The 23707-nt window shown below is 71.8% G+C and carries 22 protein-coding genes, 1 tRNA gene and 2 pseudogenes; 13 read left to right on the top strand and 12 right to left on the bottom strand.

The window, feature by feature from the left end; genetic code table 11:
• Positions 1–18: 18 nt before the first annotated feature.
• From NPS70_RS03130 to NPS70_RS03140, 3 genes are all read right to left on the bottom strand, one after another.
• Positions 19–516, bottom strand: coding sequence for a phosphoribosyltransferase (locus tag NPS70_RS03130; protein WP_256522369.1), 498 nt, complete (start codon positions 514–516; stop codon positions 19–21).
• A 10-nt stretch (positions 517–526) separates the two neighbouring features.
• On the bottom strand, positions 527–1102 hold the full coding sequence (gene dcd, locus NPS70_RS03135) for a dCTP deaminase (protein WP_256522370.1): 576 nt from the start codon (positions 1100–1102) through the stop codon (positions 527–529).
• A 106-nt stretch (positions 1103–1208) separates the two neighbouring features.
• Positions 1209–1400 carry a hypothetical protein gene (locus NPS70_RS03140; RefSeq protein WP_256522371.1) on the bottom strand — a complete coding sequence of 64 codons (192 nt, stop codon included), beginning with the start codon at positions 1398–1400 and terminating at the stop codon, positions 1209–1211.
• A gap of 217 nt (positions 1401–1617) precedes the next feature.
• Here NPS70_RS03140 and NPS70_RS03145 point away from each other — a divergent pair.
• Positions 1618–1688: transfer RNA gene (locus NPS70_RS03145), tRNA-Gly, on the top strand.
• Positions 1689–2016: 328 nt separating this feature from the next.
• Here the strand turns inward: NPS70_RS03145 and NPS70_RS28675 are convergent.
• Positions 2017–2679, bottom strand: coding sequence for an ImmA/IrrE family metallo-endopeptidase (locus NPS70_RS28675; RefSeq protein WP_256522372.1), 663 nt, complete (start codon positions 2677–2679; stop codon positions 2017–2019).
• On the opposite strand from NPS70_RS28675, the gene NPS70_RS03155 reads away from it, so the two are divergent.
• Positions 2661–2882, top strand: coding sequence for a CarD family transcriptional regulator (locus NPS70_RS03155; RefSeq protein WP_256522373.1), 222 nt, complete (start codon positions 2661–2663; stop codon positions 2880–2882). The genes NPS70_RS28675 and NPS70_RS03155 overlap by 19 nt on opposite strands.
• 617 nt (positions 2883–3499) lie before the next feature.
• On the opposite strand, the pseudogene NPS70_RS03160 reads toward NPS70_RS03155, so the two are convergent.
• Both NPS70_RS03160 and NPS70_RS03165 read right to left on the bottom strand, forming a co-directional pair.
• Positions 3500–3961: pseudogene (locus NPS70_RS03160) on the bottom strand (DUF5994 family protein); the annotation flags it as partial.
• Positions 3962–4001: 40 nt separating this feature from the next.
• Positions 4002–4304, bottom strand: a pseudogene (locus tag NPS70_RS03165) (SpoIIE family protein phosphatase); the annotation flags it as partial.
• A gap of 225 nt (positions 4305–4529) precedes the next feature.
• Here NPS70_RS03165 and NPS70_RS03170 point away from each other — a divergent pair.
• The 6 genes from NPS70_RS03170 (at position 4530) to NPS70_RS03195 (ending at position 9212) form a co-directional block, all read left to right on the top strand.
• Positions 4530–4985, top strand: a complete 456-nt coding sequence (locus NPS70_RS03170; RefSeq protein WP_256522374.1) for a DUF5994 family protein — start codon at positions 4530–4532, stop codon at positions 4983–4985.
• Positions 4986–5461: 476 nt separating this feature from the next.
• On the top strand, positions 5462–5665 hold the full coding sequence (locus tag NPS70_RS03175) for a cold-shock protein (RefSeq protein WP_018102064.1): 204 nt from the start codon (positions 5462–5464) through the stop codon (positions 5663–5665).
• 250 nt (positions 5666–5915) lie between these two features.
• Positions 5916–7421, top strand: coding sequence for a DEAD/DEAH box helicase (locus NPS70_RS03180; RefSeq protein ID WP_256522375.1), 1506 nt, complete (start codon positions 5916–5918; stop codon positions 7419–7421).
• Positions 7422–7536: 115 nt separating this feature from the next.
• Positions 7537–7794, top strand: a complete 258-nt coding sequence (locus tag NPS70_RS03185; protein WP_374211926.1) for a CBS domain-containing protein — start codon at positions 7537–7539, stop codon at positions 7792–7794.
• A 104-nt stretch (positions 7795–7898) separates the two neighbouring features.
• Complete coding sequence (locus NPS70_RS03190; RefSeq protein ID WP_256522377.1) at positions 7899–8210, top strand: SCO5918 family protein; 312 nt, start codon at positions 7899–7901, stop codon at positions 8208–8210.
• A 660-nt stretch (positions 8211–8870) separates the two neighbouring features.
• Positions 8871–9212, top strand: a complete 342-nt coding sequence (locus NPS70_RS03195) for a MerR family transcriptional regulator (protein WP_256522378.1) — start codon at positions 8871–8873, stop codon at positions 9210–9212.
• Positions 9213–9640: 428 nt separating this feature from the next.
• Here NPS70_RS03195 and NPS70_RS03200 read toward each other — a convergent pair whose 3' ends face one another.
• Positions 9641–9817: a hypothetical protein gene (locus NPS70_RS03200; RefSeq protein ID WP_256522379.1), complete on the bottom strand. Its 177-nt coding sequence runs from the start codon at positions 9815–9817 to the stop codon at positions 9641–9643.
• Positions 9818–10046: 229 nt separating this feature from the next.
• Here NPS70_RS03200 and NPS70_RS03205 point away from each other — a divergent pair, with 229 nt between their 5' ends.
• Positions 10047–10316, top strand: a complete 270-nt coding sequence (locus NPS70_RS03205) for a hypothetical protein (RefSeq protein WP_256522380.1) — start codon at positions 10047–10049, stop codon at positions 10314–10316.
• Positions 10317–10874: 558 nt separating this feature from the next.
• On the opposite strand, the gene NPS70_RS03210 is transcribed toward NPS70_RS03205, so the two are convergent.
• From NPS70_RS03210 to NPS70_RS03230, 5 genes are all read right to left on the bottom strand, one after another.
• Positions 10875–12002, bottom strand: a complete 1128-nt coding sequence (locus tag NPS70_RS03210; protein WP_256522381.1) for a winged helix DNA-binding domain-containing protein — start codon at positions 12000–12002, stop codon at positions 10875–10877.
• Between the two features lie 65 nt (positions 12003–12067).
• The gene (locus NPS70_RS03215; RefSeq protein WP_256522382.1) at positions 12068–13408 is read right to left on the bottom strand and encodes a M50 family metallopeptidase; all 1341 of its coding nucleotides are present in this window, start codon (positions 13406–13408) and stop codon (positions 12068–12070) included.
• Positions 13409–14024: 616 nt separating this feature from the next.
• On the bottom strand, positions 14025–15533 hold the full coding sequence (locus NPS70_RS03220; protein WP_256522383.1) for an MFS transporter: 1509 nt from the start codon (positions 15531–15533) through the stop codon (positions 14025–14027).
• A 53-nt stretch (positions 15534–15586) separates the two neighbouring features.
• The gene (locus tag NPS70_RS03225) at positions 15587–17323 is read right to left on the bottom strand and encodes an AMP-binding protein (protein ID WP_256522385.1); all 1737 of its coding nucleotides are present in this window, start codon (positions 17321–17323) and stop codon (positions 15587–15589) included.
• A gap of 16 nt (positions 17324–17339) precedes the next feature.
• Complete coding sequence (locus tag NPS70_RS03230) at positions 17340–18098, bottom strand: class I SAM-dependent methyltransferase (protein WP_256522386.1); 759 nt, start codon at positions 18096–18098, stop codon at positions 17340–17342.
• A 286-nt stretch (positions 18099–18384) separates the two neighbouring features.
• Between NPS70_RS03230 and NPS70_RS03235 the strand changes: the two genes are divergently transcribed.
• Genes NPS70_RS03235 through fabD form a run of 4 tightly spaced genes read left to right on the top strand, consistent with a single transcriptional unit; the run spans position 18385 to position 23671 of the window.
• On the top strand, positions 18385–19275 hold the full coding sequence (locus NPS70_RS03235; RefSeq protein ID WP_256522387.1) for a DUF6039 family protein: 891 nt from the start codon (positions 18385–18387) through the stop codon (positions 19273–19275).
• Positions 19272–20507, top strand: coding sequence for a hydroxymethylglutaryl-CoA synthase family protein (locus NPS70_RS03240; protein WP_256522388.1), 1236 nt, complete (start codon positions 19272–19274; stop codon positions 20505–20507). The genes NPS70_RS03235 and NPS70_RS03240 overlap by 4 nt, the downstream gene beginning before the upstream one ends.
• The gene (locus tag NPS70_RS03245; protein WP_256522389.1) at positions 20498–21331 is read left to right on the top strand and encodes an enoyl-CoA hydratase-related protein; all 834 of its coding nucleotides are present in this window, start codon (positions 20498–20500) and stop codon (positions 21329–21331) included. The genes NPS70_RS03240 and NPS70_RS03245 overlap by 10 nt, the downstream gene beginning before the upstream one ends.
• Positions 21332–21364: 33 nt before the next feature.
• Positions 21365–23671: an ACP S-malonyltransferase gene (fabD, locus tag NPS70_RS03250; protein WP_256522390.1), complete on the top strand. Its 2307-nt coding sequence runs from the start codon at positions 21365–21367 to the stop codon at positions 23669–23671.
• Positions 23672–23707 lie beyond the last annotated feature (36 nt).

Genomic DNA, 23707 nt, shown 5'->3' on the forward strand with positions numbered 1-23707 from the left:
CCGCTCGGGTCGCGGGCCTCAGGCGTCCAGGACCTGGCCCTGCCTGCTGACCACGGGCCTGTCGACGCTCCAGGGGAAGTTGATCCACTCGTCCGTCCGCTTCCAGACGTACTCGCACTTGACGAGCGAGTGGGGCTTCTCGTAGATCACGGCGGAGCGGACCTCCGCCACGTGGTCGAGGCAGAAGTCGTGGACCAGCTTCAGCGTCTTGCCGGTGTCGGCCACGTCGTCCGCGATCAGGACCTTCTTGTTGGAGAAGTCGATCGCGTTGGGGACGGGCGCCAGCATCACCGGCATCTCCAGCGTGGTGCCCACGCCGGTGTAGAACTCGACGTTCACCAGGTGGATGTTCTTGCAGTCCAGGGCGTACGCGAGGCCGCCGGCCACGAAGACACCGCCGCGGGCGATCGACAGCACCACGTCCGGCTCGTAGCCGTCGTCGGCGATCGTCTGGGCGAGCTCGCGGATCGCGCCGCCGAACTTCTCGTACGTCAGGTTCTCGCGTACCTCGCTCATGCGTCCGCCCTCACACCTGGGTCCGATGGAAGTTGATGAAGGACCGGGAGGCCGTCGGCCCCCGCTGTCCCTGGTACCGAGACCCGTAGCGCTCGCTGCCGTACGGGGCCTCGGCGGGCGAGGACAGCCGGAACATGCAGAGCTGCCCGATCTTCATGCCCGGCCACAGCTTGATCGGCAGTGTCGCCAGGTTCGACAGCTCCAGTGTGACGTGCCCGGAGAAGCCGGGGTCGATGAAGCCGGCCGTCGAGTGGGTCACGAGGCCGAGGCGGCCGAGTGAACTCTTGCCCTCCAGCCGTGAGGCGATGTCGTCGGGGAGGGAGATCACCTCGAACGTCGACGCCAGCACGAACTCCCCCGGGTGCAGGATGAACGCCTCGTCGCCCTCGGGCTCCACGAGGCGGGTCAGGTCGGCCTGCTCGACCGCCGGGTCGATGTGGGGGTAGCGGTGGTTCTCGAACACCCGGAAGTAGCGGTCCAGCCGCACATCGATGCTCGACGGCTGCACCATGGATTCGTCGTACGGGTCGATGCGCACCCGCCCGGCGTCGATCTCGGCCCGGATGTCCTTGTCTGAGAGAAGCACGTCCCGAGGATACGCAGGACGTTCGGGACGTCCCCAATCGGACACTGCCCCGCACCCTCGCCGGTCGGGCCGGCGGGCCCCGCTCGGGAGGCCCGCCGGCCCCCGCCTACGCCTGCCGGCGCTCCCGCGCCGGCTCCGGCGCCACGGGCACCGCGTGCCTCAGCCGCGCACAGCGGGGGCACCGCAGGAGCCGCCCGGGCCCGAGCCGCTCGGGCCCCAGCTGCTGCATCGGAAACGAAGCGGTGGCGAACACGTGCCCCTCGGCACAGCGGACGACGGTGCGCTCCATCAAGTCCATCGGGCCCCTTCCCAGCGAAATGCGGACGAAGGGTCACATTAAGGGATGGCTCGGACAGTGCCCTGCGCGGCGCTCCGGGTACCGAGGTTACGCCCCAACTCCCCTCCGTCGCACAGCCTTCGGGGGTCCCCGGCCCCGGACATGCCGAGGCGGCGTCCAGGGCGGGCTCGGATGGGGTAGAGTATGCTGCGATGCGGAACGGATCAAGATCCGTTGTGCGGGTGTAGTTTAATGGTAGAACATGAGCTTCCCAAGCTCAGAGCGCGAGTTCGATTCTCGTCACCCGCTCTTGAACGAAGGCCCTGGTCAGAGACCAGGGCCTTCGTCGTTGTCTAGACCTCTCGGGGCCTGTCGTGCCCTCCGCGTGCCCCAATTCAGCTATACGCCCTTGCCCATGGCGCTACCCCCACACCATCTAGGTGGTGCAGGGGCAGCGCCGTCTCAATACGCGGGCGGGTAGCTCTGTGATCCACACCGCTTCCGACCGAGGGAACGTTCCTCCGCAGGCGCAAATGCGAGTGTCAACGCACGACGGAGAGTTGCGACCTGCGGGAGGCGGCCGCACCACGGGCACCACCGCGCCCGCCCTCCTGGTCCATGACCACCAGGCCGAAGATCAAGTCACTGACGCCTGCAGGATCCAGGTGGTGCTCGGGTTGCGAGGGGCGTGTGCCAAGACGTCCGCGGCCGGCATGAGTAGAGCTGCCGCGAAGCGGTGCGCTTCCCCTTCGGCCTGGGGCCCATGGGGGACCTGCTCCTCGCCATGCAGAACCAGGTGCCTCAGCTCATGTGCTGCGTCGAAGCGTCCGCGCTCTGCGGTCTTCTCTGTATTCAGCAGTACGAACGGGACGCCGCGGTCCCAGAAGGAGAAGGCGTCCATTTCCGGGCAGTCCCTGGACAGCGAGAACACGCGAACACCGTGCGCTTCAAGTAGGTGAACCATGTCGGAGATCGGGGCGACCCCCAACCCCCATCGAGTGCGCACCAGTTCGGCAGCGCGCTCGGCGGGACAGCTCTCGGCACCGGCCTCGCCCGGAAACACCGGTTCGTCGTCGCTGCCGAGACGGCTGAACGAGGTCAAGGTCGGAAGGTCCGGCGCCGGCTGCTTGAAGCGAGCCCGGATCCAGTCCTGCAAGATCCGGGCGAGGCGACCACTGCTCAGGGCGATGTCCCGTTGCGAGGCCGTCATCTTGCTCAGCGCCCTGAAGCTGACCGACTCGACGGGCAGGTCGGCGACCCCGTGGGCGCATACTGGCAGCAATGACAAAGCCCAGTGCACCGAAGCGCTTTTTGCCCACCAGCCCCTTCAAAGCCCCGGTCACGCTGCCTCCCAAGCGGTTCGCCGTAGGCGACCAGGTCACACACGACGTGTACGGTCTCGGCCGGGTCACCGGCATCGAGGACGGGATAGCGGTGGTCGTGGATTTCGGCTCGACGCAAGAGCGGATCTTGAGTCCGTACGCCAAGATGAGCAAGCTGTAGGACCGCCGTGCCGGTCACGGCACACCAGATCCGTGCACGGACCCACAAGGAAGAGGACCCCTCTCATCAACCTGACCTCGCCGTTCTCCGCTCCCGTAGAGACGTCCCCCTGCGCTGCCGCAGCATCGCCGCGTCCCACCACGCATCCCTTCCAGGCACCCGGCTTCGGGGAGATCGAAGCCTTCCTGCTCGACGAAGACGCGCAAGCGTCCGCCTCCGGCGCGAGCGCGGCTCGACGCGAGGCATGCTAGCTCCCACCCCTGACGACGGCTTCGGCATCGGGCGACGAGGCGTATCCGTTTCGGTCTCCCTCCACGGCGTGGTCCCTCCACACGGGGGGCGGGTTCGACACCGATAGCGTCGCCTGCCTACGCGAGCGCTCGGTTATGCCCGCCGGGCGCCGCCGAGCGGATTCCGCTCGATGTCTCGGTTTCGGAGGCTCCGCCTTTCTCCGCTCGCTGGTCGAGGCTGCGTCGCGGACTCGCCCAGCTGGTCCTCGTCGGCCCGCTTCCCTTTCAGGTCCCGCTCCTGTGCGAGATCGCGGGCACCTTGCGACTGTTCCGCCTTGCGACGGACCGCAGCGACTCCCGCTTCGTCCGAGCCTTGCCCACCTCTGGTCAGGCCGGCTCCTGCGCCGGGCCCGCCGACCGGGGCGGCCCGGCGAGGAGGATCTCGGCGGCCTGACTGGCGTTGCCGGGGAGGACGGCTCGGGCCATGGCCGTGCGGGCGGCCTCCGGTGGTGTGTCCGGCGGGACGACCATGAGGGAGAAGTGGTCGTTGTCGCCGCGGGTGATCAGCACGGTGTCGTCGCCGACGGGGAAGGAGTCGAGGTGCACGACCTGGTCGTCGACGACCAGGCGGGTCGGGATGCCATTCCAGGCCGAGGCGTCCAGGCCCACCCGGGTGATGGGCCCGAGATGCTCGGACAGGGCGCTGAGCAGCGGCGGGACTTCCCGCTCGACGTCACGCGAGCGCGGCCACCAGGCGCCGTCGAGGAGGCTCTGCCGGGACCCCGTCGTCTCCAGCCGGAGCAGCGCGGTGCCCAGACCGACGGCCTGATGGACCTCGTCCGGCCGAAGTCCGCATCGTCGCCGCCACCCCGGACGCCGCCCGGGTGTCGAGAGTGGCGTCGTCGGTGGTGGTCTCGCCGCGGGCCCGTCTGAGCGTGTGGGACAGGTCGCGTGCCACGGCCCGTATGCCCCGGTCGGCCCGGTCCAGCCGATGGACCCAGTCGATCAGCTGGTCCTCGCCGAATTCCTCCTGTCTGCTCTCGTGTTCTTCGACCAGCCCATCGGTGAAGCAGAGGATCCGGTCTCCGGGCACGAGGGTCACTTCGCTGACCTGCGGCTGGTCTCCGCCGAAACCGACGGGGAGGGTGGTGGGGTTGTTCAGACGGCGTACGACGCGGTGGTCGCGGATCAGTCCTCCTGGAGTGGCGCGGATGACGAGGGAGGCCGTGTCCGGCGCCCCGGCCGCTGCCGGGGAACGGACAGGACCGGACGCCCTCGCCCGGTCCCCGCGCGGAGTACGGCGCAGTACGTTGGGAGCACCGGAAGCAACTCGTACACCCGCCTCCACGCGGACGTCGTTCCCGGCGATCGCCACGCCGGGCCGCTCACGGGCGACTCGGGGACAGGCCCCTGTCTCATGACCAGCACGACCGCTCCCACCCGCCAGGCGTGCCCGGCGCTGACACCGAACACCTCCCTGCTGCTTGCCGGACGGGGCCTGGTGGCCGTACTCGCGCGACCTCACCGCCGACCGCCGACCCTGGTGGGCGCGCTGGAGGAACGCTGGGGACGCATCACGCGCATCACGGCGGACCCCGCGCCCTGGCCCGTCGCCTCCTGCAAGGTCTCCGTCGGCGGATACACCGTGCACGTCGGCTGGCTCACCGACCAGGACCGCGACACGATGACGCTGCTCTCGCACACCCTCGGCCTCGGCCGCTGCGACCTGCTGGTGGTTCCGCCCGAGGCCGAAGCCGCTTGTGCTGCCCGGCTGATGGCCGTCGCATCCGGCCCGGCAACCTTCACACCACCGACGCCCTCATGTCCGACGGAGCGCGATCGACCGCCGTGTGCGGGAGACCCGAGGCAGTGAGGCCGCCTGGGAGGCGGAAGGAGGGGCCTCCGCCCGCCCCGCCCCGCCTCCGACGTGTGATCGGAGTACGCATGATGCCCCTGCCGCGAAGCGTGTGGAGGTGGCGCCGGCCGTCCCGCGACCGCGCCGTTCCCCGTGGGGGAGACGTCCCGGCCGGGCGCCCCCCTCTTCCGGAACGCTCCGTTCGGAGTGACGAATACCTGCATTCGCGACCTGAGGATTTGCTCGTCCTCCCTCGGAGACTTTTTACTGGCAACGCGTAGAGGGAAATTCGGGTCGCGCGCGGGCCGCAGTGACGTGCTACTGTCGATATCAGTTGCAGTTTTGGTACCCAAAGACTCCAGGCGCCTCCCGTCGGCCACGTGCCGCATGGAAGCGCCTTGTATTTCCGGTCATTTTCCGGGCAGGGCATCATCGCGGCGACACGGCGTCCGTAGGGTACGGATGCCGGCGTACTGCCCCAAAGGAGATATGACATGGCTACTGGCACCGTGAAGTGGTTCAACGCGGAAAAGGGATTCGGCTTCATCGAGCAGGACGGTGGCGGCGCCGATGTGTTCGCCCACTACTCGAACATCGCCGCTCAGGGCTTCCGCGAACTCCAGGAGGGCCAGAAGGTCTCCTTCGACATCGCGCAGGGCCAGAAGGGCCCGACGGCCGAGAACATCGTTACCGCCTGACGCCGACGCGTAACACGTAGCTGGGGCCCGCATCCCTCGGGGTGCGGGCCCCAGCTGCATGCATTTCGCAGGGATTTCGCGTACGCCCGCGCCTCTCGCATTTCCTTGCTCGCCCAGTTGCACCGAAAACCTCGCCCCTGGGTCACGCCGCCTGCCGGTCGCATTTCATTCGGCCCGTGCCTGTGATTCCCGACGCCGCTCATCCGCTGCCGGAATTCCTTGATACGTGCCGCACCAAGGAAGGTTCTGAATGAACCCCACACGCACGAACGGCCGTTCCTCCCGCACCCGCCGCAACGGCGGTCGTGCGTACGGCTCCACCGCCGGTTCGGGACTGAGCAGCCGTTTCGGTTCGTCCGTCCCGAGCCGATCGGGAACTCCGGGGCGCTTCGTCGGAGGTGGTCGGCCCGCCCCGGCGCAGGGAGAGTTCGCCCCGCCGAGGACGATCACCCCGGCGCTGCCCGCCGTCGAGACGTTCGCCGACCTTGCCCTGGACCGGCGCCTCCTGGCCGCGCTCACCGCGCAGGGCGTGTCCGTCCCGTTCCCCATCCAGGGCGCGACGCTGCCGAACTCCCTGGCCGGCCGTGACGTCCTCGGCCGCGGCCGGACCGGCTCCGGCAAGACCCTCGCCTTCGGTCTGTCCCTGCTCGCCCGCACCGCCGGACAGCTCGCCGAGCCCCGCCGACCGCTGGCGCTCGTCCTGGTCCCCACACGGGAACTCGCGCAGCAGGTCACCGATGCCCTCACCCCCTACGCCCGCACCGTGAAGCTGCGCCTGGCCACCGTCGTCGGCGGCATGCCTATCCGCCGACAGGCGAACGCGCTGCGCGGGGGTGTCGACGTCGTCGTGGCCACCCCCGGCCGCCTCAAGGACCTCATCGACCGCGGTGACTGCCGGCTGGACCGGGTCTCGATCACCGTCCTGGACGAGGCTGACCAGATGGCCGACATGGGCTTCATGCCGCAGGTCACGGCGCTCCTGGACCAGGTCCGCCCCGAGGGCCAGCGGATGCTGTTCTCCGCGACGCTGGACCGCAACGTCGATCTCCTGGTCCGCCGCTATCTCACCGATCCTGTCGTCCATTCCGTGGACCCCTCCCAGGGCGCGGTCACCACGATGGAGCACCATGTCCTCCATGTGCACGGTGCCGACAAGCACCGGCTGACGACCGAGATCGCGGCGCGCGAAGGCCGGGTGATCATGTTCCTGAACACCAAGCACGCCGTGGACCGCCTCACCGAGGACCTCCTCGGCTGCGGTGTCCGGGCCGCCGCCCTGCACGGCGGGAAGTCGCAGCCCCAACGCACCCGCACCCTCTCCCAGTTCAAGACCGGACACGTCACCGTCCTGGTCGCGACGAACGTCGCCGCGCGCGGCATCCACGTCGACCACCTCGACCTCGTCGTCAACGTGGATCCGCCGACCGACCACAAGGACTACCTCCACCGCGGTGGCCGTACAGCCCGGGCCGGCGAGTCCGGCAGCGTCGTCACCCTGGTCACCGCCAACCAGCGCCGCGATATGACCCGCCTCATGGCGACCGCCGGCATCGTGCCCGCGACCACCCAGGTCCGCTCCGGGGAGGAGGCGCTGGCCCGGATCACCGGCGCACGGGCTCCTTCCGGCATCCCCGTGACGATCGCCGCGCCGCCCGCCGGGCAGCGCAAGCGGGACGCGGCCTCCCGCGGTCGACGCCGTCCCGCCTCGGCAGCGCGGCGCGCCGGCATGCGGCGCGCCGCCGACGCGGCGGCCTGAGCTCCACGTGATCCGGAAGCCGACCCGTCCCCTCTGGAGGCACGCTGTGACACCGGCCCAGACTCAGCCCCGTTCGGCCCCTGCCATCCCCGCGACCAGGGCGGTGACCGACACCGTGGACAGGGCAGTACTGCAGGTCGGGGACCACATGACCGTCGAGGTGGCCCTGGCCGTCATGGCCGGTGCCCGCGCCGGACGCCTGCTCGTCTGCGACAACGACGGCCTGTGCACCGGGCTGGTCACCCGGGCCGAACTCAGCGCCGTCCGCGACAGCCCCGCCTATACGGACCGCCTCCGGCTGCGCGACCTCCCCGGCGACGGGGCGCCGCCCGCCGGGCACGCCGGAAGCCATGGCCGGCTTCCCGCCCCGTGAGTCGTGGACGAGCGGGACGGCGGCCTGGGCGCCTCCGCGGGCCGCCCCCTGCCCGAAGCCCCCGCCCCTTGCCGAAACCGCCCTTCTCTCACCTGTGAGGCATCGTGCGCTGTGTCATCGCCCGCTTCCCCTTCGAGCTCACCAAGAACGGTGTCCTGGACTCCATGAAGGGCGTCAGGCCCGAGGACATCACCGGCGAGTCCGTGGTCATCGGTCGTCGTGCCTACCCCGTCATGCAGGTCGGCCAGGTCATCACCCGCCAGGACCGCCGCGACTTCACCGCCGGTGAGGTCCTCCGAGCCATGTCCAAGCTCGGCTTCACCTCTCGCGGCCCTGCCCGGATGCCCGCGCCGCTCCCCGCCTCCGACCCGCTCCAGCACGCTTCCGTGTTGCTGGGCACCCCGGCAGAAGCCTGACCCCGATACGGACGAGCGCGAGTCGGCGTCACGCCAGGACAGCCCGGCCCGCGCACAGCCGTCCCCGTCGGTGCACCCTCCGGACTCGTCTTCGCCCTGCCGGTCGTCCGGCGGGGCGAAGTGCTGCCGGGGGGCCTTCCGTACCCGGAGTGGGGGGGGGAGTCGTGGGACGACCGGGCCACGAGCGGTGCGGTGTGCCCTCGCGGCTGCCACACCGCCGGACGGGAGCGAGGACATCACCACCGGACGGCCAAAAATCTATCGCGGCCAAGGTAGACATTGGGTAGTGGCGTGGGTATGTTTTCTTCGTAGCCCAGGGAGACAATGGGGCCTGGCAGAGATGGACTGCCGGTCTGGAGTACACGTGGCCGCAGCACGGAGTCCGCGTGGCACATGGTCGATCGCCGAGGAGGAACGGAGGAGCCCGCACCGTCAGGATCGCCCGGGCGGAGTTCTTGAACCCGGGTACCGCAGGACATCGATAGAGAGGTGGTCTCCGGTCAGGCAACCGCGATCCCCTCGCCCCCGACAGCAGCCGGGTCGGGGCGACGGACACGGGCCGGCGCGATATCGGGGCCGGCAGATGGTGTAGTAGTTCCTTCGGGGCCCTGGTGCCGTACGGCACCAGGGCCCCTCGACGCGTTCCGCAGAGAGGTGCAAATGGCAGCAGACGACTCGTACGACCGTCTCGACGACGACGACTACCCCGCCTATACGATGGGCCGGGCCGCCGAATTGATCGGCACCACCCAGAGCTTCCTCCGCGCCATCGGAGAAGCACGCCTGATCACCCCGCTACGGTCCGAGGGCGGCCACCGCCGCTACTCCCGCTACCAGCTGCGCATCGCCGCCCGCGCCCGGGAACTCGTCGACCAGGGAACCCCCATCGAGGCCGCCTGTCGCATCATCGTCCTGGAAGACCAGCTCGAAGAAGCCCAGCGCATCAACGCCGAGTACCGCCGTACAGCGGCTCAGCAGCCCGATCACCCCGCTGCCGACTGAAACGGTTCCGGTGATCGACGGGCACGGCTTCGCACGAGATGCCATGCGATCAGCACCGAGCCGCGAAGGGACGGGCTCTTCGCCCTTCCCTTGGCGTCGGTGCAATCCGCTCCACTCCGAGAGGCGCGGCGCGGAGCCCTGCCGAAGGCGTACAGTTCTGCCCGGTCATGTCGACCGACCACGGTCAGGGCCGCACACGGCCGCGCCGGTGGCTCGGGAACGAAAGGCCCGCCCGACTGCTGATCGCCGGGCGCCGGACACCGCGGAAACTGCCGCGCCCGAGGAAGCCGTCGTGCCCCGAGCGTGCCCTTCAGAGCGGACACCAGCGGTCGCCCAGGGATTCCCACGTGCCTGCGCAAGCCTGCCATTGGGCACGTCTCCGCAGGTCATAGCCCCTCTGGCAGCCCAAGAACCGTTGATTCCCAAGCTCAGAGCGCGAGTTCGATTCTCGTCACCCGCTCCACGAGAAAGCCCCAGGCCAGCGGCCCGGGGCTTCTTTGTTGTCTGGACCAAGTCAGGCGTCGTGTGCCCGATCCCTGATCATCGGGCACGTCCGCAGCCTTCTCCCGCTCGGCCCGGACTCGGGCGTCGATCTCGTCGGCCACCTCCCGCTCACGCTCCAGGTTCGCGTGCTGACAGATCAGCGCGGCCCGCTCGGAGGGGTCTCCTTGCCCGCGCCCCGGATGCGGCAGGGGTTGCGGCGGGTCAGCTCGTCATCGGCGGCGGTCTCCATGATGGCGCCGGTCGGGAGATTCCGAAGGGTTCGGACGGGAGTACGAAGCCAAGCACTAGGCTCCGGTCTCCGGCAGGAGACGGATCGACCCTGGAGGAGACGTGAACCGTGAGTTCACGAAGTACGGTGTCGGCTTTCTGGGCGTCACGGCTTGGGTGGGCCTGAGCGACACGACATCGGTGCCTTCGTTGGTGATCGGCGGCCTGTGCCTCGCAACACTCGCTTGCTGGTTCTCTCTCCGTATCCGGCAAGAGATCCGGACCATCAGGGAAGACAACAGACAAGCCCGGGAACGCCGTGAAGCGCGCAAGCGCGAGCGACGGGTGGGTGGCCAGCCGACCGGATCGTCGGCTGGAGAGGCCCGCTCGTGACCGTCACAGCCAGGCTGAGCAGGCGAGGAGACCCCAGCGACCGCACCGCCGGCCGTTCGCACCGAGGGACCACCTGACATCCACGGCTGACATCAACGGCGCCGGACGGAGGCGCACATGGCCGTTCCCGCCCGGCCGCCTTGACGCCAGGTCACCTCGACCAGATCAGCCCTGGACCGAACTCCCAAAGCGGTGCTCAGCATCGTGCCCGATCCGTGCCCGACAGGTCGGTGAACCGCGGTCGACAGCGGGTGTCAGGCAGTGTCCCAAAGTTCACCCTGACACCCGTTGCCGCTGGTCGGGTCATCAACTGCGCCCAGAAGCACGGTGGCCCCCAGGCTCAGAGCGTGCCGAGGCGCGAGGGCGGCCGTGGGAGGACCACCGGCCGGTGGTCGACGGGGTGCTGCGGCGGGCTGACCGGCCACCCGCCGCAAGGCCGGAGTCCACCCCGCCCCGCCGGTCCTCCGGATCCGCGAACCAGCCCGAGGCCGCTTGCCGGGGGAACCGGTGCCTGCCAGCAGGCCACGGTCCCCCCGCGCTGTGCGCCGGGCGGCGCGGTCAGCCCTCCACGACGACCGCGTGGTCCTTGGCCTCGGGCTGGGCGAAGCGCGCCAGTCGCTCGGCCTCGCCCTCCAGGGCCTTGCGGTCCTTCGCGGACAGCTTCTCCAGCGGCCGCAACGTCACCGTGGCCACCCGCCGCTTGACCTCGATCGCCCAGGTGCCCGCCACCAGCCCGTCGACCAGGAAGCTCGGCTTGATCTGGAGGTTGGACCTGGCGTACACGGCGTCCTTGTGCGCGCTGGGCAGGATCCGCTCCCGATGGCCGGTCTGGTAGGCCAGCAGGGTGCTGTCGAACGCGGGCAGCAGCTTCGGCGGCGCGGGGGCGTCCCCGTCCGGCCGGGGCGCGTCCGGGAGGTCGTAGAGCACCCGCTCGCCCTCGCCGAAGGTGACCAGGTCGTCCATCGCGGCCAGCACGTCCCGCACCGGCGGCGTCCGGTGCCCGATCCAGCCCGCCACGTCGTCCGGGGCGGCGGGCCCGAACGCCCGCAGGTGCGTTCGCACGACCCGCGCCAGCGCGGCCGCCTCGTCGGGCTCGGCCGGGGGAGCGGCGCGCAGCGCCTCGGGTGCCTTCGCTCCCCACACCCCGTCCGGCGGGGTCCGCACGAACGCCGGTGTGCTGCGGAAGGGGCGCCACTTGTACTGCCGCTGGAAGGCGGTCTCCTCGTCGGTGACGGCGTCCGGGTGGCGCTCCAGGAACGCCTCGATGAACGCGCACACGTCCTCCGGGACGCGCGCCTGCTCGGCGGTGTGCTCGCGCAGCTCCTCGAACAGGCGGTCCACCAGCGGCGCGGGGCCCTTGGTCCTGCGCCGCCAGTCCGCGGCGCCCGTCAGCCGCGTGACCGCCGCGTAGTCCGGGTACTCGGCGGCGGGGACCACGTGCAGCGTGCCGCGCAGCAGGGTCGCCAGCAGCAGCTCGCCGTCCCGCGCCGCGCCGAGGAAGTCGTCGGGGCCCAGCCGCGCGCTGCGCGTCCACAGGGCCACCGGCACCGCGGGCCAGCTCTGCGCCTGAACGGCCCCCACACGCGCGAGAATCCCGGGAACCGAGTCGTCGATCGGTTCCAGGAGTCCCTGGCGGGCCAGCAGCGCGCGGTTGAGTTCTCGGGTGGTGATGCCGGCCGCCGTCACGTCTCGTGCCTCCCGGTGGGGGTCGTGGTCGCCGGTACGGTAACCGGTCCCGCGCGTCGGGGGCATCAGGATCCGGCCGTACCCGCCCGCGCGGTGGCCAGCCGGTCGTCGCGCAGCGCCAGTTCGGCCCGGCGGGCACGCCTGCGGCGGAACAGGTTGCGGATGGAGAGGTACAGGCCGCCGCCGTCGAGCATGACCGCCACGAGCACGATCGTGGCGAAGTCGAAGGAGTTGATCCGGCTGTCCTGACCGGTGAGGAAGAGGAAGGCCTGGGAGAGGTAGCCGATCAGCACCGGCAGCGTGATCGCGAACAGCGAGGCGAGCGTGACGCCCCGGCCCAGCAGGTAGACGGCCGAGTACCAGCGGACCGAGTTCAGCTCGCGCGGGCTGAGGTCGGACAGGTCCGCGCGCTTGGGCGAGCGGAACAGCCGCCGCACCAGGTTGCCCATCCACTTCTCGGTGTCCTTGATGAGGTTGCGGGTCCCGATCGCGGTGGTGATCACGTAGTAGAAGTCGGTGTGCATGAAGAAGAAGCACTGCCACAGCAGCCTGCCGAAGTAGGTCCAGAGCGCGGCGGCGGTGAGCCACCGGATCTCCTGCGGCACCGACAGCGTGCCGTTCTCCATGAGCTTGAGCAGGATGATCGCGAACGAGCCGAACACGCCGTCCACGATCGGTCCGGCGAGGAACGCGAGGTAGCGCTGCCGCTTGGAGGCCAGCCAGATGCCGCTCATGTCGGTCTCGGCGACCAGGATGTAGAGCCGGGTGCCGATCCCGATGCGCGCCGGGATGCCGGCCGCCCGGGCGGCCACCAGGTGCGCGACCTCGTGCAGGTAGATGCCCACGATCATGATCGCCATCGTCGACCAGGTCAGCAGGGCGAAGTGCTCCGGGAACAGCAGGATCGTGGCACCGGGGATGATCCCGGGGTTGAGCAGCGCGGTCAGTACACCGGCGGCGATGACGAGGCCGCAGGCCGCCAGCACCGCCGCGGAGAAGATCCGCTGCGCGGTCCGCTGGCTGATCCACTCCATGTGGCTCTTCCACCGCAGCTTCGACGCCTCGTTCCGCCGGGCCCCGCCGTCCGGGGGAGCGCTGCCGTCGGCAAGGGGGTCCGGGGCCGCCACCGGGCCGGCGGCGCCGTCGTTGACGGTGATGAAGCCCTCGGCGACCATCACGTCGATGAAGTCGTCGAGGTCGGCCGTCTCGCCGTGCTTGGCCTCGTAGCGGCGGCTCGCCTCGGCGGGCGTGCAGCCCTGTGCGAACCACTCCAGCACGTCGAGTGCCTCGACCGGGACGCTGAGGAAGACCTGGCGGTCGAGGTCGCCGATGACAGCGGAGTCGGCCTCGCGCCGGTGCGAGTACGGCTGCACGGTGATCACCGAGTCGGGCGGATAACCGGGCATCGGTGCGATCCCTTCTCTCCTGTGGGTCCGGGTGGGCCGGTGCGAGCACCGACCCACCCGGGCTGTCATTCGGCTTCCGCCGGTTGCCGTCAGGCGACGACGACCGAGCAGGAGGTCGCGGCGCTGGTCTTGACGGACTCCAGGCGGCGGACGATGAGCTTCTTCATGCGGGGCACCTCCCCTCGAACTTGGCGTTGAGGTGCATTGTGTTCTGCGTCACGGTCCGGTTCTGCCCAACCTTGAGCACTCCGCGATCACGTGGTCCGTCGTCCGCGAAGGGGTCCGCCACCGCCCGGTCCCGGGGATGCCGACGAGCGCGACGGGACCGTCCCGGCGCGCTCGCGGAGGCCGTGTCCGGCGCGGGTCCTCCCGACCGTGGCCCTGGTACGGGCGGCCGGATCGCGCTGTCGCGCCGCCCGGTGCGCGGCGGTACCAGCGGCCGCCCGCCGCGCCCCCGACGTCGCCCCGGGCTGCCGTCCGGGGGCCTCCGGCGGCGAGCCGGGAGCCGTCTGCGCGGGCCCCGGGCACTGCCGCTCGCGGTCGGCGCGCGCCGGGCGGCGCCGTCGCAGAACGGGCCCCGGCCGGGAGCGTCCGGCCGGGGCCCGTCGGGCGGGTCTCAGACCGCGGGGCCGTTGGCGGCCACGTCGGCCATGACCGGGTCCACGTGGCGCTTGCGCAGCAGCGCGGCGAGGATGACGGCGCCGGCCACCATGACCAGGGAGCCGGCCAGGAAGGCCAGGCGGAAGCCGGCGACCTGCGCCGAGACGTCGGGGACGGCGCCGGAGCCGGTCATCTCCTGGCCGGTGCGCCACACGGCGAGCGCCGACATGGCGGCCAGGCCGATCGCGCCGCCGATCTCCTGGACGGTCTGGTAGAGGCCGGAGGCGAGACCGGCGTCGGACTCCGGCACACCGGAGGTGGCGAGCAGGGTCACGGGGACGAAGGCCAGGCCCAGTCCGATCGCCTGGAGGAGGAGCCCGGGCAGCAGGTCGGTGGCGTAGTCGCCGCCCTCCGGGAGGCGGGAGAGGTAGAGCATGCCGCCGCCCGCCAGCAGCAGGCCGGCCGCGCCCACGGTGACCGGGCCGAGACGGCCGACCACCGGCTGGGCGATGGAGGCGCCGATCATCACGCCGATCGCGGCCGGGAGGAAGGTCAGGCCGGCCTTGATGGGCGTGTAGCCGAGCACGTCCTGGAGGTAGAGGGTGGAGAAGAAGAACATCGTGAAGATGCCGGAGGACAGCAGCAGCAGGACGCCGTCGGCCACGGCCAGCGAGCGGATGCGGAAGATGCCGAGCCGCACCACCGGGCGGCGCACCCGGGAGGAGATCGCCAGGAAGGCCGCCAGCAGCAGCGCGGCGGCGGCCAGCGTGCCGAGGGTCCGGCCCGAGGTCCAGCCCCAGGACGCGCCGTGCCCCAGGGCGAGGACCAGCAGCAGCAGGCCGGCGGTGACGGTGAGGGCTCCGGCGTAGTCGACCGTCCGGTCGGACGCGTCGTCCCGGGACTCGGGGATGGCCCGGGCGCACAGCAGGACGGCGGCGGCCACCGGCACGTTGATGAAGAAGATCCAGTGCCAGGAGATGGTGGTGGTGAGGACGCCGCCGAGCAGCAGCCCGAGCGCGCTGCCTCCCGCGGCGATCGTGCCCCAGGCCGCGACCGCCTTGGTGCGTGCGGCCGTGTCGTGGCGGAACTCCGTGTTGATGATGGACAGTCCGGTCGGCGCGATGATGGCACCGCCCAGGCCCTGAAGGCCGCGGCCGATGATGAGCGTCGCGGCGTCGTCCGCGAGTCCGCTGAGCATCGACGCGGCGCCGAAGAGGACCACGCCGGCCAGGAAGAGCCGACGGCGCCCGAAGATGTCACCCAGCCGTCCCGCTAGCAGCAGGAAGCAGCCGAATATCAGCGCGTAGGCGTTGACCACCCACTGCAGACCGGTCTGGGAGAGCCCGAGGTCGCGCTTCATCGAGGGCAGCGCGACGTTCACGATCGTGACGTCCAGCACGACCATCAGGTCCGCCAGGCAGAGGAGCACGACGAGCAGCACCGGCCGGACGGGCCCGGCCGGCTTCGGCGTGCCCTCCTCGGCACGGGCCTCGGGGCCTTCCTGATGAGGGGGAGAGGTGGTCACGGGAAGCTCCAGTCGGGGGGACGTCAGGGCCGGGCCGTGCGAACGGTGTCGGGCTACTCGCCGGAGCCGGGCAGCAGCACCGGGATGCCCCGCAGGACGGGGTACCGCCGGCCGCAGCCGGCGCAGGTGAGGGCCGAGTGGTCGGCGTCGTGGCGCAGTCCGGCGTCGGGGTGCTCGGGACAGCCGAGGACGTCGAGCAGTTCCGGGTCGAGGGGCACGGCGGGTTCCTCCGGTTCGGCGGCGTGGCGGTCGGCGGCTTCGTGGTGGGAGCGCTGGGACGGCGTGGTGTGGATGCGGCGCAGCTCCCGCTTGAGGACCTTGCCCAGGAAGCTGCGTGGGAGGGCGTCGGTCACCAGGTAGCATCCCGGTATCTGGTGCGGCTCCAGACGGCTCTTGACGAAGTCCTGGACCTCGGGCAGCACGGCGGCCGAGGAGAGCACCACCACGGCGGTCGTCTCCTCCCCGGAGCCGGGGTGCGGAAGCCCGATGACCGCGGCCTCCCTCACCTCGGGGTGGTCGTAGAGGACGGACTCCACCTGGACCGTGGAGACCAGCCGGCCGTCGGAGCGGACGGCGTCGGCGGCACGGTCGAAGAAGTGCAGCCGGCCCTGGTCGTCGAGGCTGCCCAGGTCACCCATCCGCGTCCAGCGCCCGACGTGCGCCTGGCGGTCCAGCAGGGTGTCCAGGTAGCGCCGCTGGGGGGCGTCCGTCCCCAGCCATATCTCACCGACCTCGCCGGTGGGCAGGGGCTGCTGCCGCTCGTCGGCGATCACCACGTCGGTGCCGGGGGCCGGGAAGCCCGCGCACAGCGGGTGGCCGGGGTCGAACACGTTGAGGACCACGGCCGGGGACGCCTCGATGGAGGTGTAGGCGGTCGCCAGGCTCGCGCCGGGCAGCATCTCCAGCAGCCGCCGGGCCACCGCGGCCGGGAAGACCGCCGAGGCGCTGGTGACCGTGGTGACGCTGGACAGGTCGTGGCGCTCATGGACCCGCGCGAGGACCAGGGCCCGTGCCGTGGCCGGGGTGATCATGAGCGAGCCCACCCGGTACCGGGCGGCGAGTTCGGCGATGCGGTCGGGCCCGTCGCTCAGCGAGGCGGCGACCAGCACGCTGTCGGACAGCAGCGGAAGCGAGATCGTGCCCTGGCCGGAGGAGGTGCCCAGGGGCATCGCGGCCAGCAGGTGCTCCGAGGAGCCGAGTGCGTCGATGGTGGGACGGGCCCGGCCGTGCATCATGTTGGCGTGGGTGACGGTGACCGCCTTGGCGGGACCCGTGGTGCCGGAGGAGTAGAGGATGTCCGCGATGGCGTCCGGCCGCACGGGCGCCCTGGCGGCGTCGGGGCGTGCCGTGCCGTCGTCCGCGGCGCCTTCGAGGGAGCCGAGCGGCGCGGTCCATCCGGTGAAGCCGTCGGGGGGCCGCAGCCCGTCCGCGTGCAGGACGCCGTTGGCCCCGCACTGCACCAGCCGTCGTGCGATCTCCTCGTCCGGCATGCGGTCGTTGAGGTGGATGGCGGTGGCGCCGACCCGCTGCACCGCGTGGTACGCGACCGCGAAGTCCGTCCAGGCGTCTCCGCCGAAGAGCAGCGCCACCCGGCGCAGCCGGGCCGGTTCGAACGCGCGCAGCCGGCGGGCGGCCGAGTCGGCGCGCCGGTCCCACTCGGCGAAGGTGAGCTCCGCGACACCGTCCACGACGATCGCCGGGCGGTCGGGGGTGAGTTCGGCGCGGTCGCGCAGCAACTCGGTGAAGGAGGACGGTGGTAAGGCCGCCTGACGCGGTCCGGGGACGGTCATGGTGTCGCTCCCCCGCTCAGCGGTGGGAGAGCACGGACAGCGGTACCCGCCATGTCTGCTGCCGCTCCCGGTCCGGGTCGGGCAGTGCCCGCAGGTCCGCGACGACGGGCTCCACGAGCCGCTGCCACGTGGCGTCGTCGACGTCCTTGAGGTAGGACCAGACGCGGCCGGCGATCGAGTCGGCGTACTGGTTCGGCGTGAGGGTGATCTCGTAGGGGGCCGCCGCCGCCTCCTTGACCACGCGCAGTCCGCAGCGTTCGGCGGACTGCGCCAGCCGCTCGGGGGTGTCCGGGACCTCGGGCTTGAGGACGTCGAGCGGAGCCTCCGCAGCGACCATGTCGTCGGGCTCGGCGACCGGCACGCCGTGCACCGTCACCAGTCGGCCGCCGGGTTGCAGGACCCGGGCCACCTCGGTCAGCACCCGCTCCATGTCGTCCACGACGTGCAGCACGTGGACCATCACGATGTTGGGGAGCGAGGCGGAGGCGAAGGGCAGCGCGCCGGCGTCCCCGAGCGCCACCCGGTCCCCGAGCCTGTCGTGCGCCCGGGACACCATCTCGGGGGCGATGTCCACGCCGAGCACGGGGTGGCCCAGGTCCCGCAGGCCGACGTCCACCAGCGCGGTGCCCAGGCCGATGTCGAGGACGGGTCCCGGCAGCAGGTGCGGCGACAGGTCCTCGGCCGCCTTCCGGCCACGCTCCAGACCGCCGTGGTAGGCGTCGTACTCGTCGGCGGCCTTGTCGTAGGACAGGGACTCCAGGGTGACGCGGCTCATGGTGTGGATGCCTCTCGTTCGTCGGCCGCGCACTGCCGCGCGGCACGCCTGGTGGCGGTCCGTCGACGGATTGTATGAGCCGGGGGGCCTGGTGGGTGCCCAACTTTGAGCAGAGCCAGCAGGGTTGGCGCCATAGCGTGGCGCGGCGTCAGGCCGCCGGGGCGCGGGGCGGACGGCCCGGGCGGACCGGGGGAGAGCACCCCCCGCGCCGCTTCCCCGCCCCGCGGCGCTTCGGAGGATTCCTCGCCCACTCCCCTGCGGACACCTTCTTCGAAAGGGCAGCGAGATGGAAGAGACGGAACAGGTGCCGGGGTCCTTCGGCCCGCCCGCCGCCGTGCAGGTCGCCCACCCGCCGGAGGAACTGCTGCACACCGGCAATGCCGGGCTGGTCATCCACCGGGTCGGGCAGGTCTGCTACCCCTACCGTGCCGAGGCCCGCTCCTTCGCCCGGGACCTCCAGTTCTTCACCAACAAGGCCCTGCACCCGTATGCGACGACACTGCTCTACGAGGAGCTGTTCGGGGTGCGTGACCGCCTGCACTGGCTCATCCACATGCGGGCCCCGAACGACTACGCGCGCCTGCTGGAGATGGTCGACCACAATGCCGAGTTCCAGCAGGTCGCGTCGGGCGACCGCATGCCGGAGCGCGGGGGAGGCAACTGGGAGCGCATGTTCGTGCAGGGGTCCTTCCAGGAGAGGGTGATCGTGCCGCAGCACGGCTTCACCCACGCCGACGGCGACGACCTGGAGGGCCTGTTCGCCGTGCCCGCGCGGCACCAGACGGACCAGCCGGACGGCAGTCTGCTGCACAGCGCGAACGCCGGGGTCGTGATCCACCGCACCGGGCAGGTCCGCTTCGAGTACCGCAAGGTGGCGCGCAAGCTGGGATTCGACTGGATCGGCCGGCTCAACGAGAAGCTGCGCGACCGGGTCAGCGCCTTCCTCTACGAGGAGCAGTGGGGGACGCAGGACCGGCTGCACTGGTTCGTCCATCTCCGCTCGCTCGACGACTACCGGAGGATCACCGAGCTGGAGGCCCGTGACCCGCTGCTGCGCGAGCTCACCGGCATGGAGGTCCGGGAGGGCGGCGTGCCCTGGGGTGCGATGTTCCTGGACGGCACGCTGAACGACACCGTGCTGGTGCCGCACCATCCGGCCCCGGCGGTCTCCGGATGACGCTGGGCATCGACGCGATCAACGCCTACGTGGGCCGGGCGTCGCTCGACGTCCGGACCCTGTTCGAGGCGCGCGGGCTGGACATGCGCCGCTTCGGCAACCTGCTGATGCGGCAGAAGTCCGTCAACCTGCCCTTCGAGGACGCCGTGAGCAACGCCGTCAACGCCGCCCGGCCGCTGATCGACGAACTCGGCGCGGACGAACGGAACCGCATCGAACTCGTCGTCGTCGGGACCGAGTCGGGGCTGGACTTCGGCAAGCCGATCAGCACCTACGTACACGATCTGCTCGGGCTCGGCCGTGCCTGCCGCTCCTTCGAGGTCAAGCACGCCTGCTACGGCGGTACGGCCGCGCTGCGCACCGCCGTCGGGCTGCTGGAGCAGAGCCCGGACCCGGCCGCCCTGGCCCTGGTGGTGGCCGCCGACGCGGCCGGGGCCGCCGCGCGCGACACCTACTGGGAACCCTCCCAGGGCGCGGGCGCCGTGGCGATGATCGTCTCGCGCAACCCCCGCGTCCTGCGGCTGGACCCGGGGGCCGCCGGCTTCCACAGCTACGAGGTGATGGACACGCTGCGCCCGCGCCCCGAGATGGAGGCGGGGGACTCCGACCTGTCGCTGCTCTCCTACATCACCTGCCTGGAGCAGAGCTACCGCCACTACGCGGAGCGGGTCCCGGGCACCGACCTGGTGTCCACCTTCGAACGGCTGGTGCTGCACACCCCCTTCGCGGGCATGGTCAAGAGCGCCCACCGCACCCTGCTGCGCAAGATCAAGGGCATGTCCCCGGAGGAGACCGAGGCGGACTTCGAGCGCCGGACCGCGCCGTCGCTCACGTACTGCACCCAGGTCGGGAACGTCTACTCGGCGGCGCTGTACCTCGCACTGTGCTCGGCCGTCGACAGCGACGGGCCGCATGCCGGGCCCCGCCGCATCGGACTGTTCTCCTACGGATCGGGCTGCGCCTCCGAGTTCTACAGCGGGGTGCTGACCGCGTCCGCGGGCGAGCGCGTCGCCGCGCGGGACCTGCCCGGGGCCATCGCGGAACGGCATCCGCTGACCATGGCGGAGTACGAGCCCATCGCGGACGGCGCGGCCCGCCGCATGTGCGGTGTGCGGAACGAGACGTTCGACCCGGAGGAGTTCCCCGGCATCTACCGGAGCCGGTTCGCCGGGAAGGGCCTGCTGGTCCTGGAGGAGATCCGCGACTTCCACCGGAGGTACCGGTGGACCTAGGCAGTCTGGAGGAGGCGATCGGCCGCCCGTTCCGCGACGTCCGCGTCGGGTACCGGGGGGCTCGGCTCACCGTGACCATGGCACGGCCGGACCGGCGCAACTCCCTCACCCCGGGGACCCTTCGGGAGCTGGGCGCCGCTCTCGACCTCGCGGAGCGCACGGAGGACTGCCGCATGGTCGTCCTTGAGGGCTCGGACGGCTACTTCTGCACCGGGATGGACCTCGCCGACGCCGCGCGGTCCGGTCGGGAGGACGGTGCCGGGCCGGATCTCCGCGCCGGAGCCGAGGCGTACTTCCGCCTGCTGGACCGCCTCACCCGGCTGGGACGGATGGTGGTCTCCCACGTCGACGGCCAGGTGGTCGGCGGCGGGGTGGGGCTCGTGGCGGCGAGCGACCTGGTGTACGCCACCGAGCGCAGCCGGTTCAGCCTGCCGGAGGCGCTGTGGGGTCTGCTGCCCTGCTCGGTGCTGCCGTTCCTGATCCGGCGCACCGGTTTCCAGCCGGCGTACACCATGGCGCTGAGCACGCTGCCGGTCACCGCCCGGCAGGCCGCGGAGTGCCGGCTGGCCGACGAGGTCCTGGACGACCCGGGGGACGTGCTGCGGCGGCTCCAGTTCCGCGCCTCCCGCGTCGACCCCGCCACCGTCGCCGCGCTCAAGGACTACGCGCGGCGGCTGCGGACCGGCGCCGAGGACACCGAGCGCCTGGCCGTGGACGAGTTCGTGGCGCTCATGTCCGACCCCCGGGTGCGGCAGCGGATCGGGGGCTTCGTGGCCGGCCCGGGTGCGCCGCCGGCGTCCCCGCCCCGGGCCACCGGCGCGTAGCGGCACGGACCGACGAGACGAAGGGGGACGGCGGTGCACGCCTGGATCTTTCCCGGACAGGGAGCGCAGCGGCGGGGGATGGGCCGGGAGGTCCTGGACCGCTATCCCGAGCGGGTGCGCGAGGCCGACGGCCTGCTGGGGTTCTCCGTGGCGGAACTCTGCCTGCGGGGACCGGAGGAACGGCTCAAGGACACCCGCTACGCCCAGCCGGCGCTCTTCGTCGTGGAGGCGCTGCAGGTGCTGGCGGCCCGCGACGACGGGCGTCCGGAGCCCGGCGTGCTGGCCGGGCACAGCCTGGGCGAGTACGCCGCGCTCTTCGCGGCCGGCAGCTTCGACTTCGCCACCGGCGTGCGGCTGGTGCGGCGGCGCGGCGAACTGATGTCCCGCGGCGTACCGGGCGGGATGGCGGCGGTGGTCGGCCTCGGGCCCGAGGAGACGGCGGCGGTCCTGCGCGCGTGCCGGGCCGACGGGGTGGACATCGCCAATCTCAACTCCCCCGACCAGGTGGTGCTGGCCGGGCCGCCGCACGAGCTGGACAGGGTGGCGGCGCGGCTGCGCCAGGAGGGCGGGGGGCGCCGGGTGCGCTGCCTGCCGCTCCAGGTGAGCGCGCCCTTCCACTCCCGCTACATGCGGGACGCGGCGGAGGAGTTCGCCGTCCTCCTGCGGGATGTCACGCTCCGGGAGCCGCGCATCCCGGTGATCGCCAACGCCACGGCGCGGCCCTACGGCCCGGATGTCGCCGCACTGCTGGCCCGCCAGATCCGGGAGCCGGTGCGCTGGGCGGAGACCATGGACGAGCTGCGGGCCCGGGGGGTGGGGGAACCGGCCGAGATGGGACCGGGCACGGTGCTGTCCGGCCTGTGGCGGTCGCGGCGGCGGCCCGCCACCGCGCCCGCCCAGGGCACCCCGTCCGTGCCCGCCCCGGGCACCCCGTCCGCGTCCGCCCCGGGTGCCGCGGGGAAGGAGGCGGCAGCGGAGCCGGAGGCCGTACGGGCCGGGGACCTGGGGTCGGCCGGCTTCCGGCGGGACTACGGGCTGCGGTACGCCTATCTCGCCGGTTCCATGTACCAGGGCATCTCCTCCGTCGAGCTGGTGCTGCGCATGGGACGGGCCGGGCTGCTGGGCTTCTTCGGGTCGGGCGGTCTGCGCCCGGACCGGATCGAGGAGGCACTGCGTGCGCTCGCCGACCGCTCCGGCCCCGAGCGGCGTTTCGGCGTCAACCTGCTGCACACCCCGGGCGACCCGCGCCGGGAGGCGGCGGTCACCGACCTGCTGCTGCGGTACGACGTCCCGTTCGTCGAGGCCGCCGGGTTCACCCAGCTGACGCCCGCCCTGCTGCGGGCCCGCTTCCGGGGCGCGCGCCGCGACCGCCGGGGCCGGCCCGTCCCCGGGCGCCGGGTGCTGGCCAAGGTCTCCCGCCCCGAGGTCGCCGCGCTCTTCGCCGCACCGGCCCCCGCGCCGCTGCTCGGGAAGCTGGTGGCCGACGGCGCGCTGACGGAACAGGAGGCGGACATCGCGCGGGAGGTGCCGGTCAGCACGGAGCTGTGCGTGGAGTCCGACTCCGGGGGGCACACGGACGCGGGTAGCGCGCTGGCCCTGCTCCCGGCCATCGCCCGGCTGCGGCGGGCGGCGGCCGGCGGCGCGAGCCTGCCGGTACGGGTCGGTGCCGCCGGCGGGCTGGGCACGCCCGAGGCGCTCGCCGCCGTCTTCCTGCTGGGTGCCGACTTCGCGGTCACCGGCTCCGTCAACCAGTGCACCCCGCAGGCCGGGACCTCCGACGCGGTCAAGGAGATGCTCGCCGGTGCGGGCGTGCAGGACACCGCGTACGCCCCGGCGGGCGACATGTTCGAACTCGGCGCACGGGTGCAGGTGATGCGCCGGGGCACGCTGTTCCCGGGGCGTGCGGCCCGGCTGTACGAGCTCTACCGCCGGCACGGCTCGCTGGAGGAGCTGGACGCCCGCACCCTCGCCTCGCTGGAGTCCCAGTGCTTCGGGCGCCCGGTGGAGGAGGTGTGGCAGGAGACCAAGGAGTACCTGGCCCGCACCGACCCCGGCGAGCTGGCCCGTGCGGAGGCCAGCCCGCGGCTGCGCATGGCCCTGGTCTTCCGCTGGTACTTCGTGCGCTCCACCCGGCTGGCGCTGCGCGGTGACCCCGGAGGGCGCGTCAACTACCAGATCCACTGCGGGCCGGCGATGGGCGCCTTCAACGCCTTCGTCGCCGGTACGCCGCTACAGGACTGGCGGCGGCGCCATGCGGACGAGATCGCGGACCGGCTGATGACCGGAGCCGCGGAGGTTATCGACGGCTATCTGCGGACGGTGAAGCGTGCTCAAGAGTGAGCAGGCACCATTCTGCGCGAAGGTTAGTCTCGCCCA

This window comes from Streptomyces sp. C10-9-1 (assembly GCF_024497955.1).
Classification (GTDB): Bacteria; Actinomycetota; Actinomycetes; order Streptomycetales; family Streptomycetaceae; genus Streptomyces; species Streptomyces sanyensis.